Origin of the sequence: Bradyrhizobium sp. Rc3b (genome assembly GCF_900114915.1) — a bacterium.
GTDB lineage: Bacteria > Pseudomonadota > Alphaproteobacteria > Rhizobiales > Xanthobacteraceae > Bradyrhizobium.
In genome coordinates, this window is the sequence record NZ_FOUS01000011.1 from 41,106 (window position 1) to 54,326 (window position 13,221).

General features: G+C 65.5%; 14 protein-coding genes and 1 tRNA gene. 6 read left to right on the plus strand and 9 right to left on the minus strand.

Annotated features, from left to right (window positions below; genetic code table 11):
- The first annotated feature begins 30 nt into the window (after positions 1-30).
- The 3 genes from BM190_RS25195 (at position 31) to BM190_RS25205 (ending at position 2,472) form a co-directional block, all read left to right on the plus strand.
- Entirely contained in the window at positions 31-855 is an 825-nt protein-coding gene (locus BM190_RS25195; protein WP_092260044.1) for a DUF2182 domain-containing protein, read from the plus strand.
- Positions 856-1,081: 226 nt separating this feature from the next.
- Positions 1,082-2,296, plus strand: coding sequence for a zinc metallochaperone GTPase ZigA (gene zigA / locus BM190_RS25200; protein ID WP_092260046.1), 1,215 nt, complete (start codon positions 1,082-1,084; stop codon positions 2,294-2,296).
- Positions 2,293-2,472: a hypothetical protein gene (locus BM190_RS25205; protein ID WP_092260048.1), complete on the plus strand. Its 180-nt coding sequence runs from the start codon at positions 2,293-2,295 to the stop codon at positions 2,470-2,472. The genes zigA and BM190_RS25205 overlap by 4 nt, the downstream gene beginning before the upstream one ends.
- Before the next feature lie 16 nt (positions 2,473-2,488).
- Here the strand turns inward: BM190_RS25205 and BM190_RS25210 are convergent.
- Both BM190_RS25210 and BM190_RS25215 read right to left on the minus strand, forming a co-directional pair.
- Positions 2,489-2,573, minus strand: a tRNA-Leu gene (locus BM190_RS25210).
- 194 nt (positions 2,574-2,767) lie between these two features.
- Positions 2,768-3,010, minus strand: a complete 243-nt coding sequence (locus BM190_RS25215; RefSeq protein ID WP_011088012.1) for a FliM/FliN family flagellar motor switch protein — start codon at positions 3,008-3,010, stop codon at positions 2,768-2,770.
- Between the two features lie 95 nt (positions 3,011-3,105).
- On the opposite strand from BM190_RS25215, the gene lipB reads away from it, so the two are divergent.
- A complete protein-coding gene (gene lipB / locus BM190_RS25220) occupies positions 3,106-3,843 on the plus strand; it encodes a lipoyl(octanoyl) transferase LipB (RefSeq protein WP_092260050.1) in 738 nt (245 codons plus the stop codon).
- Positions 3,844-3,933: 90 nt separating this feature from the next.
- On the opposite strand, the gene BM190_RS25225 is transcribed toward lipB, so the two are convergent.
- Positions 3,934-4,356, minus strand: a complete 423-nt coding sequence (locus BM190_RS25225) for a tautomerase family protein (protein WP_092260052.1) — start codon at positions 4,354-4,356, stop codon at positions 3,934-3,936.
- 113 nt (positions 4,357-4,469) lie between these two features.
- On the opposite strand from BM190_RS25225, the gene BM190_RS25230 reads away from it, so the two are divergent.
- Positions 4,470-5,324: a LysR family transcriptional regulator gene (locus tag BM190_RS25230; protein WP_092260054.1), complete on the plus strand. Its 855-nt coding sequence runs from the start codon at positions 4,470-4,472 to the stop codon at positions 5,322-5,324.
- 4 nt (positions 5,325-5,328) lie between these two features.
- Here BM190_RS25230 and BM190_RS25235 read toward each other — a convergent pair whose 3' ends face one another.
- Genes BM190_RS25235 through BM190_RS25245 form a run of 3 tightly spaced genes read right to left on the minus strand, consistent with a single transcriptional unit; the run spans position 5,329 to position 8,001 of the window.
- Entirely contained in the window at positions 5,329-6,765 is a 1,437-nt protein-coding gene (locus BM190_RS25235; protein WP_092260056.1) for a TIGR01777 family oxidoreductase, read from the minus strand.
- Complete coding sequence (locus BM190_RS25240; RefSeq protein ID WP_092260058.1) at positions 6,762-7,427, minus strand: DUF4166 domain-containing protein; 666 nt, start codon at positions 7,425-7,427, stop codon at positions 6,762-6,764. The genes BM190_RS25235 and BM190_RS25240 overlap by 4 nt, the downstream gene beginning before the upstream one ends.
- Positions 7,428-7,443: 16 nt before the next feature.
- Entirely contained in the window at positions 7,444-8,001 is a 558-nt protein-coding gene (locus tag BM190_RS25245; RefSeq protein ID WP_092260060.1) for a GbsR/MarR family transcriptional regulator, read from the minus strand.
- A 144-nt stretch (positions 8,002-8,145) separates the two neighbouring features.
- Between BM190_RS25245 and BM190_RS25250 the strand changes: the two genes are divergently transcribed.
- Entirely contained in the window at positions 8,146-9,666 is a 1,521-nt protein-coding gene (locus tag BM190_RS25250; protein ID WP_092260062.1) for a PAS domain-containing hybrid sensor histidine kinase/response regulator family protein, read from the plus strand.
- Positions 9,667-9,734: 68 nt separating this feature from the next.
- On the opposite strand, the gene BM190_RS25255 is transcribed toward BM190_RS25250, so the two are convergent.
- The 3 genes from BM190_RS25255 to BM190_RS25265 all read right to left on the minus strand — a co-directional run bounded on the left by BM190_RS25255 (position 9,735) and on the right by BM190_RS25265 (position 13,060).
- Positions 9,735-10,034, minus strand: a complete 300-nt coding sequence (locus tag BM190_RS25255; protein WP_018320639.1) for an acylphosphatase — start codon at positions 10,032-10,034, stop codon at positions 9,735-9,737.
- The gene (locus BM190_RS25260) at positions 10,031-10,897 is read right to left on the minus strand and encodes an isocitrate lyase/PEP mutase family protein (RefSeq protein WP_092260064.1); all 867 of its coding nucleotides are present in this window, start codon (positions 10,895-10,897) and stop codon (positions 10,031-10,033) included. The genes BM190_RS25255 and BM190_RS25260 overlap by 4 nt, the downstream gene beginning before the upstream one ends.
- 147 nt (positions 10,898-11,044) lie before the next feature.
- Complete coding sequence (locus BM190_RS25265) at positions 11,045-13,060, minus strand: acetyl-CoA carboxylase biotin carboxylase subunit (RefSeq protein ID WP_092260066.1); 2,016 nt, start codon at positions 13,058-13,060, stop codon at positions 11,045-11,047.
- Positions 13,061-13,221: the final 161 nt, after the last annotated feature.

Consider the following 13,221-nt stretch of genomic DNA (forward strand, 5'->3'; position numbering starts at 1 on the left):
CTGCGTCAGGGCCGCCAATTTCGATCGCAAATGAAGGACAGCCCACTTGAAACCGTGCTGCGTCGCGATCGCTGGATCGTCGGCGGCGCGATCGGCCTCATTGTCGCGCTGGCATGGACCTATGTGCTCTGGCTCGCCCACGACATGGACATGGGCGGCATGGACATGACCGGATTCCGCATGATCCCGGCCGGGATCGGAATCATGCTGCCGACGAGCGAGCCGTGGCGAACGTTCGAGTTCGCCTACGTGCTCCTGATGTGGGCGGTGATGATGATCGGAATGATGGCCCCCTCGGCTGCGCCCATGATCCTGATCTACGCCCGCGTAGGCCGACAGGGCAAAGCACAGGGCAAGCCGTTCGCCGCGACCGGCTGGTTCGCCGCCGGTTATCTCCTCGCCTGGTGCGGCTTTTCGCTGGCAGCCACCTTTCTCCAATGGGCGGTCGAGCGGGCCACCTTGCTGGATTCCCGGATGGCGCTCGCAAGCAACCTGCTCGGCGCCATCGTGCTGGTCGCGGCGGGTGTCTATCAATGGACGCCGTTGAAGAACGTCTGTCTCGCCCAATGCCAGTCGCCGTTTCTGTTCCTGATGCGCCACGGCGGCTTTCGCGGCGACCTGCGCGGCTGCCTGCTGCTGGGACTTCGGCACGGAGGCTATTGTGTCGGCTGCTGCTGGGTCTTGATGGCGCTGTTGTTCGTCGGCGGAATAATGAACGTGCTCTGGATCGCGGTTTTGGCGCTGCTTGTCCTCCTGGAGAAAGTTACGCCGGTCGGACGATGGATCGCGCGCGCTGCCGGCATCGCATGTGTGGCCGCGGGCGCCTGGCTGCTGGTGTTCTTGCCGCAGTCGTGAGCAACCTCTGAACGGGCCGCCGCTCATCCTTCGAGCCGTCCGGCATTTTGCCTGCCCCAACCGCTCCGTGCGGGCAAAGAACAATCAGTTGAATGTTCGTAACTCCAGCTGAACCGCAAAACGGCTTGACGAGGACGCCGACAATGAATGTAATGTTATAACATTACATATCTGGTCCCGATGCCCAACCGTCACCCTATCCCCTTGAAAAGACTGTTCGATCTCCATGCGCAAACTCCCCGTCACCGTCTTGTCCGGCTTCCTCGGGGCTGGAAAGACCACTTTGCTGAACCACGTCCTGAACAACCGGCACGGCCTGAAAGTGGCGGTGATCGTCAACGACATGAGCGAGGTGAACATCGATGCGGATTTGGTCCGTGGTGGCGGTGCGAACCTGTCCAGGACTGACGAGAAGCTCGTCGAGATGACCAACGGGTGCATCTGCTGCACGCTGCGCGACGACCTCCTGAAGGAGGTGCGCGCCCTCGCCGAAAACGACCGGTTCGATTATCTGCTGATCGAATCCACCGGCATCTCCGAGCCGCTGCCGGTTGCAGCGACCTTCGACTTCCGTGCCGAGGACGGCGAAAGCCTCTCCGACGTGGCACGCCTCGACACCATGGTCACCGTGGTCGACGCGGTGAATCTTCTGAGGGATTATTCATCGACGGATTTCCTGGAGCTGCGCGGCGAAGCGCTGGCGAACGACAAGCGCACGCTGGTCGATCTGCTCGTCGAGCAGATCGAATTTGCCGACGTGATCGTGCTCAACAAGGTCGATGACGCCTCGCCGGCACAACGCGAAGCAGCGCGAAAGATCATCCGCGCGCTTAATCCGGAAGCGGAGCTGATCGAAACCAACCACAGCCGGGTCGCCTTCGATCGCATTCTCGACACCGGCCGGTTCGACCTCGAAAAGGCGCAAGCGCATCCGCTCTGGTTCAAGGAACTCTACGGCTTTGCCGATCACGTGCCGGAGACGGAGGAATACGGCGTGAGCAGCTTCGTCTATCGCGCGCGCCGGCCGTTCGATCCCGAAAGATTCGACAAGTTCGTGCGAGAGCCCTGGCCCGGCGTCATTCGCGCCAAGGGACATTTCTGGCTGGCAACGCGGCCGCAATGGCTGGGCGAGATCAGCCAGGCCGGCGCGATCACGCGCACCGAGGCCCTTGGATTCTGGTGGGCGAGCGTGCCTGCAGAACGCTGGCCGGACGACCCGTTCTGGCGCAAGCGATTGCGCGCGAACTGGAACGACGTCTATGGCGATCGTCGTCAGGAAATCGTGTTCATCGGCGCGGGCATGGACGAGCGCGCGCTCCGCGCACGCCTGGATGCCTGCCTTGTGCCGGGCAAGCCGGCCATGAACGTCACGGAATGGGCGAAGCTCGCAGACCCGTTTCCGGTCTGGCGGCGCGCGAACGAAGTCGTGGAACGCGAATGAGCAACGTCGTCCGCTTCGTCTCGAAATCCGAACTCGAGCGGCAGCGCCTCATCCGCGAGGCGCGTGCGATCTACGACAGCATCTTCCCGCCGGACGTCCCCGCCAGCGGCTGCGCGCATGATCCGTCAGATCAATGGGCGGCGCACGAGGCGGCCGCCGAAATCCAGCCCAAATAATAATAAGGGATGAAGGTGGTGCGCTCGGAGGGACTCGAACCCCCACGATTTTACTCACTGCCACCTCAAGGCAGCGCGTCTACCAGTTCCGCCACGAGCGCTTTGGGGATGCCGGCTTGAGGCTTGAAGGCCGGCCGGATCAACGGCGCCGATCTAACAAATCCATCAGAGGGGTACAAGCCTGCAAAGGCCCTGAATTCCACAGCTTTGCAGGAAAGTTCCTGGCCTTCCCCCGAATCGGCCCTTACCGCAGGTCCAGTGCCCTACCGCATGCCCGGGCCGCGACCACGTCCCCCTATCGGGTCCCCGGCGTGCGCGGCAGCATCTGCTTGACCTCGACCGCGATCCGGTTGCGGTCGACCAGCACGACGCCGGAGGCGACCGGCAGATTATTGGCCAAAACCTTGACCTCATCGGCCTCGGTTGCGTCCAGCTCGATGATGGCGCCGCGGGAAAGACGTAATACTTGATGGATCGGCATCGTGGTCGTCCCGAGGACGACCATGAGATCCACGGTGACTTTATCGAGAGTGGGCACTGTCAGGACCGCCGCAACCAGGGACTAAGGACCAAGGACTTAGAACAAGGCCTTGGCATTTGCGCCTGCAATGATCACCACGTTATGGTTAGCCAATGGTTAATTTGCCCCAAAACCCGCGCCAAGAGCTGGATTTGACGTCGTTTTCGGCGTCCCGCGGCCAGCCCGTGGAGTGGCGCATCTCCGACGCGCCAGTGCCCTATCCGGAGGCGGTGGCCGCCATGGAAGCCCGGGTCGCCGCCATTGCCGCGGGCGAGGCCCCGGAGCTGGTCTGGCTGCTCGAACACCCCCCGCTCTACACCTCCGGCACCTCGGGCAAGGACAGCGACCTGCGCGATCCCCGATTCCCGATCTTCGCCACCGGGCGCGGCGGGCAGCTCACCTATCACGGGCCGGGCCAGCGGGTTGCCTATGTCATGCTTGACCTCAAGCGCCGTCGGCCGGACGTCCGGGCCTATGTCGCGAGCCTGGAGGAGCTGATTCTGCGCACGCTCGCCGCCTTCAATGTCCGCGGCGAGCGGCGCGAGGACCGGGTCGGCGTCTGGGTCAGGCGGCCCGACAAGGGCGAAGGTTACGAGGACAAGATCGCGGCGATCGGCGTACGGCTGAAGCGCTGGGTCTCGTTCCACGGCATCGCCATCAATGTCGAGCCGGACCTGTCGCATTTCGCCGGCATCGTACCGTGCGGCGTGGTCGATCCCCGCTACGGCGTCACCTCTCTGGTCGATCTCGGCCAGCTCGTGACCATGGCTGAGGTCGACATCGCGCTTCGGCAGGCGTTCGAGGAGCTGTTCGGGCCAACCAAGGCGTTGGTGCCGGAAGCGGCCGCCTAGCATTGCTTCCTGAACAATTCCGAAGTTCAGTTCCGGGCAGCAAGCTGACGATCAGGCCGCGGGTGAGATGGCTCACCCGCGGCTTCAGCCTCACGCCGCCTGCAGCGACACGTCGAGCTTGCCGGCGATGTAGCGGCGCTCCTGGGTGAGGCCGCCGAAACCGTAGGCATCGCCCTTGACCTCGTCGACATGCGCATAGGTCTCGGGATGCAGCGGGCCCAAAATCTCGGCCATGCGCTTGAACATGGCGGCGAGATAGGCCGCCTTTTCGTCCTTGGTGTTGGTGCCTTCGGTGACGTGGATATCGAGCCAGTAGCTGGCGAGCTTCTGCTCGGCGAGCGACTTGCCGCCGGCGAACCAGTCACCGGCCTCCACCGATTTCACGATGATGGCAGTCACCTTGGGATCCTTGTGCAGGATTTTTGCCGTGAGCTCGGACACGGCGTTGGCGATGTCGGCCTTCAGCGAGGGCGACTGGCGGGACGAGGCGTAGGACACGGTGATCAGCGGCATGGTGGCTCTCCTCAAGATGCAGCGCGGGATTTGCGCGGCGTTGGTGAGAAGCTAGACCTCCCCTCGCCATTTTGATATCTTATCTCTATTGATACCAGTGATAATGATACATAATGACAGCCACCCTCGACATCGCCACGATCAAGGCCTTCCTGCTGGTCGCCGACCTCCAGAGCTTCACCCGCGCCGCGGAGGCGCTAGGCACGACCCAGGCGGCGGTCAGTCTCAAACTGCAGAGGCTGGAAACATTGCTGGCAAAACGCCTCGTCGAGCGCTCGCCGCGCGCGGTCCGGCTCACGGCCGAAGGCGCCAGCTTCCTCGATCGCGCCCGCGCGCTGATGGCGGCGCATGACCGCGCGCTGTCCGGCGAGGCCCCGGCTGCGCAATCGCTCTCGCTCGGCATCTCCGATCACGCGGCAGGCCCCGAACTGGTCCCGCTGCTGGAACGCCTGCACGCGATGTCGTCAAATCTCACCCTCGCCGTCACCATCGGCTTCTCGCGCGAGATGCAGGATGCCTATGACGCCGGCGAACTGGATGCTGTGATCGTGCGCCAGGAAGGCAGCCGCCGCGGCGGCGAGAAGCTGACGGAGGACGGGTTCGGCTGGTTCGCCGCACGACGCTTCACGCTGCCGAAGGGCGAAGCGCTGCCGCTTGCGACCCTCGCCCCGCCCTGCGGCGTCCGCGCCGTCGCCGTGCGCGCGCTCGACAAGGCCGGTCTCGCCTGGCGCGAGCGCTTCGTCGGCGGCGGCGTCACCGCGGTGGTCGCGGCGGCGCTAGCGGGACTTGCGATTGCACCGCTGGCGCGGCGGATCGCACCTCCCGGGCTGGTCGACATCGGGCCCGCGCACAAGCTGCCCAAACTCGGCAGCTCGAAGGTGATGCTGCATTCGAAGGTCAGCGATCCCGCCAAGCTCGCGGCGCTACGCGCGGTGGCGGCGACGTTCCGGAGTGCGGCGGCGACCTGATGCCTCACAGGATCGCCTCGAACGCGCTACGCAGCGTCTCGTGCCGGAACACAAAGCCCCGGCTCAGCGCCTTGTTCGGCAGCACGCGCTGACCGCCAAGCAGCAGCTCGTCGGCGAAGCCGCCGCCGATCCGGCGCAACAGGCCGCCGGGAATGCGGAAGATCGCTGGCCGATGCAGGCGGCGGCCGAGCTCCTCGGTGAACTTTGCGTTGGTGACGGGGATCGGCGCGGTGGCGTTGACGGGGCCCGACAGATCGGGCGTTGCCATCACATAGGCGATTAGCCGGATCAGATCGTCGCGCTCGATCCAGGACATCCACTGCCGCCCGGTGCCGATGGGACCACCGAGGCCGAACTCGAACGGCGTCAGCAGGCGCGTGACGAAGCCGCCTTCGGTGCCGAGCACGAGGCCGATGCGCAAACAGACCACACGGACGCCGAGCTCTTCCGCCGGCCACGCCGCCTTCTCCCACGCCGCGCAGAGCTCGTGGCTGAAACAGGCGTGCGACTTGGCGGACTCCGTCAGTACCTGGTCGGCCCACAATCCGTACCAGCCGATCGCGGAGCCGCTGACCAGCACCTCGGGCTTGCGATCGAGCCGTGCGATCAGTTTGACGACCTCACCGGTCATGTCGATGCGTGAGCCAAGAATCTTCGCCCGCTTCGCCTCGGTCCACAAGCCGTTGCCGATCGGCTCGCCGGCGAGATTCACGATGGCGTCGATCGGCGTGTCCGAAGCGAGCTGATCGAGGCTGGTGATCAGCGTGACCGGCGGCGGCAGCATCTCGGCCTTGGCGGGGTGCCGGATCAGCGCGATGACGTGATGCCCTGCGGCGCTGAGGCTCGCCGCGAGGCGACTGCCGATGAAGCCGGTGGCGCCCGTGATCAGCACGGTCTTGCGGCCGGGGAGCTTCTCGACGAGCCCCTCGGCGGGAACGCTGCGCATGCGGCCGAGCCGACGCATCGCTGCAAAATCCCTGAGGCCGCACAGCGCGGCACCTACCGCGCAGGCGGTCGCGGCGATGCTGAGCAGACCCTGATAGACGACGATCACGCCAAAGGGCTGCATTGCCCAGTCGATCAGCACGGGCAGCAGCAGCACCAGAATGGCGCCGTAATTGATCGCGAGCAGCGTGTGGTTGATGCGCTCGCTCGGCGGCAGTTTCCGGCTCAGATCCTCCTCGACGAAATCCATCAGCGTGATGACGATCTCGGCGACCAGCACCGCGACGATCAGGAGCGCCAGCAATCCATAAACCTCGAGCCAGCCGAGCACGAGGAATAGCAGCGCATAGAGCATGTTGCGGATGCCATGCAGCTTGAGCTCGAAGCGCTGCGACACCCGCCAGGCCAGGCGCTCGGTGAATTCGTGGTGATAGAAGGTGTCGAACACGCCCATCACGATCTGGATGGCGATGAGCGTCCACAACAGCGGCGTCATGATACGGCCTCCCTGAAGGTGGCGGACTGGTGGATCAGCGCGCCGAAACGTGGATGAATGACATCGAGGGTGAAGCGGAATGCGCCCTCGCCGAGATCGCGGTGCGTCACCGTGAGATCGCCCGGCGTGAGCCAGCGCGGCAAGGGGATCCACAGGCGTCCGAGCTGGAGCCCATAACCGGCGCTGCGGAAGGTCAGCGTCTGGTCCTCGACCGCGGTGCGGAGCGCCATTGAGACTCCGAAGCCGACATATTCCTCGAGCCCGGTCGGACCGGCAAAACGCTTGGCGGAATGGATCACGTGCGGAAAGCCGCGCTTGCGCGCGCAGATGCGGGTCCAGGTCTGACCGCCGGTCGTGCCGTCCTCAGTCACGGTAACGATCATGGGAACACCGGTGTCGCGGCCGGTCGGCAGCGGCCCGCCGATCAGGCGCGCAGCCTGGGCGAACCACCAGCCGATCTCGCTGAAGGAGACCTCGTCGACCACGCCGACATAGACGACGCTCTCGCCGTCCGCGACGCGTTTGGAGAAACGCCGCCAGGTCGCGAGCGGCAGGCGGCCCCAATCCTCGTCCGACAGCAGCGCGCGGAAACGGCGGTCGTCGAGCAGTTTGGTGTGAGCGGAGGTCGATGCGTTGGAGCCTGATAATCGAGCCGACGTCATCGCACCCTCCTCAGCGCTATTTGGCCTTGCCCAGCGGCAGCAGGCTGACGATCTTCTCGCCAAGCCGCATCAAGGCGACCAGCCGCGGCCGCGGCACCTTCAGCATCTGCATGAACCAGTGATCGGCGAGCTCGGTGAAGGCGAGCATCTCCTTCAGCCGCTTGGCTGCGACCGGATTGATGGTGGGATCGCCGGCGGCATCGGACACGCAGGCCCTGAGCGCCGCGATCGCCGGATCGAGCTCCCGCTCCTTGCGCCGCGCCGCTATCCTGGCGGCGACCTCCCAGATGTCGGTCTCGGCCTCGTAATGGTCGCGGCGGTCACCGAGGATCGGCACCCGCCGGATCAGGTTCCAGGCGAGCAGCTCCCTGAGTGAGTTGGAGACGTTCGAGCGGGCCATGCCAAGCGTGTCGGCGATGTCCTCGGCGGTCATCGGCGCCTCGGCGAGATAGAGCAGCCCGTGAATCTGGCTGACCGAGCGATTGACGCCCCACTCATCCCCCATATCGCCCCAATGCAGGATGAAGCGCTCGACGGCGCTTGGGAGTTTCTTCTTTCCGGTTAGTTCTGTCATTACAGAAATATCTGACGATAACGTCCCCTTGTCAAGCGGGCTTCGTCCCGTATACGGGTGCGGGATATCTGCCTAAAAATGTCCCAACTTCAGGGAACCATCCGCTTTCTGTGGCGTTTGCTCCCGTCGAGGCAGGGTCCCGGAATGATCGGAAAGTTCAGTCAACAGCGAGACTTGTTCGAGAGCGAGCGCAGTTTCCGGCTGTTGGTTGAGGGAGTTGCGGACTACGCGCTCTACATGCTCGATCCCAGGGGGATCATCACCAGCTGGAATATCGGCGGCGAGCGCATCAAGGGCTATTCGCCCGGGGAGATCCTCGGCCAGCATTTCTCCCGCTTCTACACCGAGACCGACCGTGCCAACGGCAAGCCGGCCCGCGCGCTCGGCATCGCGCGGGAAAAGGGCCGCTATGAGGAGGAAGGCTGGCGCGTCCGCAAGGACGGCACCTTCTTCTGGGCAAGCGTCGTGATCGACCCGATCTACGAGGACGGCGAGCTGGTCGGCTTCGCCAAGATCACACGCGACATCACAGAACGCCGCAATACGCAGCTCAAGCTCGAGGCGATGCAGAAGCAGCTCGCCGAGTCCCAGAAGTTCGATGCGCTGGGACAGCTCACCGGCGGGGTCGCGCACGACTTCAACAACCTCCTGATGATCATCAGCGGCAGCCTGCACATGCTGAAGCGGGGTCCCGACGACGCGGCCAAGGTTCAGCGCGCGATCTCGGCGATCGAGACCGCCACCAAGCGCGGCGCGGCGCTGACCAACCAGCTCCTCACCTTCGCGCGGCGGCAGAGCGTCAATCCGCAGGCGATCGATTTCGCCGAACGCATCGCGGAGATCCGCGAGGTGCTCGATGCCGGCGTCGGCAGTTCCGTACGCCTGGCCTTCGACATCGGCCACGATGTCTGGCCGGTCAAGACCGACGCCTCCGAGCTCGAGACCGCGATGCTCAACCTCGTCATCAATGCCCGCGACGCGATGCCCGACGGCGGCACGGTGACGATCGGCGCGCACAATGTCGTGCTGGACGAGGCGCCGCTTGCCGGCGACTTCGTCGCAATCGACGTCACCGATACCGGGCTCGGCATTCCCTCCGACGTTCTCGACAAGATCTTCGAGCCGTTCTTCACCACCAAGCCGATCGGAAAGGGCACCGGCCTTGGCCTGTCCCAGGTGCACGGCTTCGCCCATCAGGCCGGCGGCACGGTGAAGGTCGCAAGCGAACTCGGCAAGGGCACGACGTTCACCATCCTGTTGCCGCGCGGAGAAGACACGCCGTCGCGAGAGACGGCTGGGGGACCATCCTTCCAAGGCAGCGGCACGGTGCTGCTGGTCGAGGACAATCCCGACGTGGCGCTGGTCAGCATCGGTCTGCTGGAGCAGCTGGGCTACCACGTCCGCCGGGTCGCCGACGCCGAAGCCGCCTTGCGCGAGATCGAGAAAAACGGCGTCGACTTCGTGTTCTCGGACATCGTCATGCCCGGCAAGATGGACGGGCTCAGCCTCGCCCATCGCCTCCGTCAGATCCGCCCTGGCCTGCCGATCCTGCTCGCCACCGGCTACAGCGACGTCGCCGCCGGCGTGCGCGGCGATTTCCCGATCCTGCGCAAGCCCTACGAAATCCACGAGCTGAGCGAAGCAATCGCCAAGCTGCCAAGGTGAGGCTTCGTCTTCACCTCTCCCCGTAAGAACGGGGCGAGGGAGCGCACCGTCTGCGCGACGAGACTGCCCTACACCGTCGGCAACACCGAGAACGCTTCCCCTGCCCTGCGCAGGTTCAGCTCATCCGCGCTGGCCGTCTCACTCGTCACGCTGTCGACGCGCGAGGACGGCGGGCCATGGCGGCATAGCGCGACCATGTCGGCGACGTGCTTTGGCGCTCCCGCGAACAGCGCTTCGACGCAGCCGTCGCGGCGGTTGCGGACCCAACCTTCGAGGCCGCTCGCAGTCGCCTGGTACTCGACCCAGGCCCGATAGCCGACGCCCTGGACGCGGCCGCGGATCATCACCTGAAGGATCGCCCGGCTCATTTTTTCAGCCCGAGAAAGTCGGCGCTGCGCGCCTTGACGTCGGCCTCACGCATGACGCGGCTGGTCAGGTCGGATGATGCCAGACCTCTCAGCGCCTTCGGCGCCGTGCCCTCGCGCAGCGCTTTCTGCGTTTCATACACGGCTTGCGTCGCAGCGGCGATCGGCGCGTGGCCCTGAAGCGCGATACGCACGCGCTGGCCGGCGAGATAGTCGAGCGCGCTCAGCTCCTCCGGCGCACCACCGAGCACGATCGGCAGGCGCGTGGCGGCCGCGACGGCCTCGAGCTCCGCGCGCGACTTGATGCCGGTGAAGAACAGCGCATCGACCCCGGTCGCCTCATACGCCTGCGCGCGGCGGATCGCGTCCTCGATCGAGGTGATCGAGGCAGCTCCCGTGCGGCCCATGATGACCAGCGAGGCATCACTGCGGCCATCGAGCGCGGCCTTCATCTTGCCGACGCCTTCCTCGAGCGAGATCAGCTGCGTCCTCGCCTCACCGAAGGCGGCCGGCAGCAGCGTGTCCTCGATGGTAAGGCCGGCGGCGCCGGCCGCCTCCAGCTCCTGCACCGTGCGACGAACATTGAGCGCATTGCCGTAGCCGTGATCGGCATCGACCAGCACCGGCAGCGCTGCGGCGCGCGACATCCGCCGCATCTGCTCGGCAAGCTCGGTGAGCGTGATCAGCGTGACGTCGGGGTCGCCGAGCACCGCGAGCGAGGCGACCGAGCCGCCGAACATGCCGAGCGGAAAGCCGAGGTCTTCGGCGATGCGGATCGAGATCGCGTCATAGACCGAGCCCGGATGGATGCAGGCCGAGCCCGACAGGATGAGGCGCAGTTTCTCGCGGCGGGAACGAAAGGCCATGGTGCCTCACTCCAAAATCCTCATCCTGAGGAGCGCGCTCTTGCGCGCGTCTCGAAGGATGCAGGCCCGGCTGTGGCCTCGCCCTTCGAGACGCCGCGCAAGCGCGGCTCCTCAGGGTGAGGGTCGACTGTCGTGCTCCGGAGCGCCTTACGCAAACTCCAGAATCAGCGCGTCCACCGCGAGCGTCGCGCCCGCGCTGGCGTGAACCTTCTTCACGGTGCCGTCCTGCTCGGCGCGCAGCACATTCTGCATCTTCATGGCTTCGACCACCGCGAGCGTCTCGCCGGCCTTGACCTCCTGCCCTTCGGTCACCGCGATCGAGACCACGAGCCCGGGCATCGGGCACAGCAGCTTCTTGCCGGTGTCGGAGGCCGTCGTCACCGGCATCAGCCGCGCCGAGGTCGCTTCCGCTTCGGTCCAGACATAGACGGGGACCTCGACGCCCTGATGCGCGAGGCGAATGCCGTTCGGAATCGGCCGCGCCTGCACCGCGACGAAGTGGCCGTCGATGGTACCCTGCCAGACCGGATCGCCCGGCTTCCACGGCGACTGCAACAGATGCGCATTGCCGGCCTTGCCCTCGGCATCGACGAAGCGGATCGCGATCGCATCACCTTCGCGCGCGACCTCGAGCTGGATCTCCTGGCGGTCGAGCCAGACCGCGCGACGGCGCTCGCGCTGCACGACGCGGCCGCCCAACTGACCGGAGATCTGCCGCTTGCGTTCGCCGAGCACGTGATCAATGGCGGCGCCGACCGCGGCGATCCGCCGGGCGACCTCGCCTTCCGGCACGCGCACGGCAAAGCCCTTGGGAAATTCCTCGGCGATGAAGCCGGTCGAGAGCCGTCCCTCGCGCCAGCGCGGATGATGCATCAGCGCCGACAGGAACGGGATGTTGTGCCTGATGCCGTCGACATAGAACGAATCCAGCGCGGTCGCCTGCGCCTCGATCGCGGCCGCGCGCGAGGGCGCATGCGTGACGAGTTTTGCGATCATCGGATCGTAATGGATCGAGATCTCGCCGCCCTCCTGCACGCCGGTGTCGTTGCGGATGGTGATGCCGTCGTGGCTCACTTCCGCCGGCGGACGATACTTCACGAGCCGCCCGATCGAGGGCAGGAAGTTGCGGAACGGGTCTTCGGCGTAGAGGCGCGATTCCACCGCCCAGCCCGTCAGCGTGACGTCCTTCTGCGCGATGGCGAGCTTCTCGCCGGCGGCAACGCGGATCATCTGCTCGACGAGGTCGATGCCGGTGACGAGCTCGGTGACGGGATGCTCGACTTGGAGGCGCGTGTTCATCTCCAGGAAGTAGAAGCTCTTGTCCTGCCCCGCGACGAACTCGACGGTGCCGGCGGAGTCGTAATTCACGGCCTTGGCCAGCGCGACGGCCTGCTCGCCCATCTTGCGGCGCGTGGCCTCGTCGAGCAGCGGCGACGGCGCCTCCTCGATGACCTTCTGGTTGCGGCGCTGGATCGAGCATTCGCGCTCGCCGAGATAGATGACGTTGCCGTGCTTGTCGCCCAGCACCTGAATCTCGATGTGGCGGGGATCGACGATGAATTTTTCGACGAAGACACGATCATCACCGAACGACGCCTTGGCCTCGGCCTTGGCGAGATTGAAGCCCTCGGCGACCTCGGCCTTGGAATGGGCGATGCGCATGCCCTTGCCGCCGCCGCCGGCGGAGGCCTTGATCATCACGGGGTAGCCGATCTCGTCGGCGATGCGGACCGCCTGCTTGTCATCCTCGATGACGCCGAGATGGCCCGGCACGGTCGAGACCTTGGCCTTGGCCGCCGCCTTCTTCGACTCGATCTTGTCGCCCATCGCCGCGATCGCGCCCGGGTTCGGGCCGATGAAGACGATGCCTGCGGCCTCCAGCGCGCGCGGAAACGCCTCACGCTCGGACAGGAAGCCGTAACCGGGATGCACGGCTTGCGCGCCCGTCTTGCGGCAGGCCTCCACGATCTTCTCGATCACCAGATAGCTCTCGGCTGCCGCCGGCGGGCCGATCAGCACGGCCTCGTCCGCCATCTCGACATGAAGGGCGTCGCGGTCGGCTTCGGAATAGACGGCGACCGTCTCGATTCCCATCTTGCGGGCAGTCTTGATGACCCGGCAGGCGATTTCGCCGCGATTGGCGATCAGAATGCGTTTGAACATGCTTTTCTTGAGTCTCGACCTTGGGCGGGACCCTTCCCTGGGCCGTTGGGGCCTATGGGACGGGCCGTGTGGCTCCCGTGGTACATCAAAATGGGCCGGAGGCAACGGTCTAAATCCGGGCCATCTGGCGTACCAGCGCAAGACCGAAACGGGCTCGGCGA

Bases quoted from the DNA above. Each gene is read 5' to 3' on its own strand.
- BM190_RS25195 (WP_092260044.1), top strand. From the start codon at position 31: ATGAAGGACAGCCCACTTGAAACCGTGCTGCGTCGCGATCGCTGGATC.
- zigA (WP_092260046.1), top strand. From the start codon at position 1,082: ATGCGCAAACTCCCCGTCACCGTCTTGTCCGGCTTCCTCGGGGCTGGA.
- BM190_RS25205 (WP_092260048.1), top strand. From the start codon at position 2,293: ATGAGCAACGTCGTCCGCTTCGTCTCGAAATCCGAACTCGAGCGGCAG.
- lipB (WP_092260050.1), top strand. From the start codon at position 3,106: ATGGTTAATTTGCCCCAAAACCCGCGCCAAGAGCTGGATTTGACGTCG.
- BM190_RS25225 (WP_092260052.1), bottom strand. From the start codon at position 4,356: ATGCCGCTGATCACCGTGTCCTACGCCTCGTCCCGCCAGTCGCCCTCG.
- BM190_RS25230 (WP_092260054.1), top strand. From the start codon at position 4,470: ATGACAGCCACCCTCGACATCGCCACGATCAAGGCCTTCCTGCTGGTC.
- BM190_RS25235 (WP_092260056.1), bottom strand. From the start codon at position 6,765: ATGACGCCGCTGTTGTGGACGCTCATCGCCATCCAGATCGTGATGGGC.
- BM190_RS25240 (WP_092260058.1), bottom strand. From the start codon at position 7,427: ATGACGTCGGCTCGATTATCAGGCTCCAACGCATCGACCTCCGCTCAC.
- BM190_RS25245 (WP_092260060.1), bottom strand. From the start codon at position 8,001: ATGACAGAACTAACCGGAAAGAAGAAACTCCCAAGCGCCGTCGAGCGC.
- BM190_RS25250 (WP_092260062.1), top strand. From the start codon at position 8,146: ATGATCGGAAAGTTCAGTCAACAGCGAGACTTGTTCGAGAGCGAGCGC.
- BM190_RS25255 (WP_018320639.1), bottom strand. From the start codon at position 10,034: ATGAGCCGGGCGATCCTTCAGGTGATGATCCGCGGCCGCGTCCAGGGC.
- BM190_RS25260 (WP_092260064.1), bottom strand. From the start codon at position 10,897: ATGGCCTTTCGTTCCCGCCGCGAGAAACTGCGCCTCATCCTGTCGGGC.
- BM190_RS25265 (WP_092260066.1), bottom strand. From the start codon at position 13,060: ATGTTCAAACGCATTCTGATCGCCAATCGCGGCGAAATCGCCTGCCGG.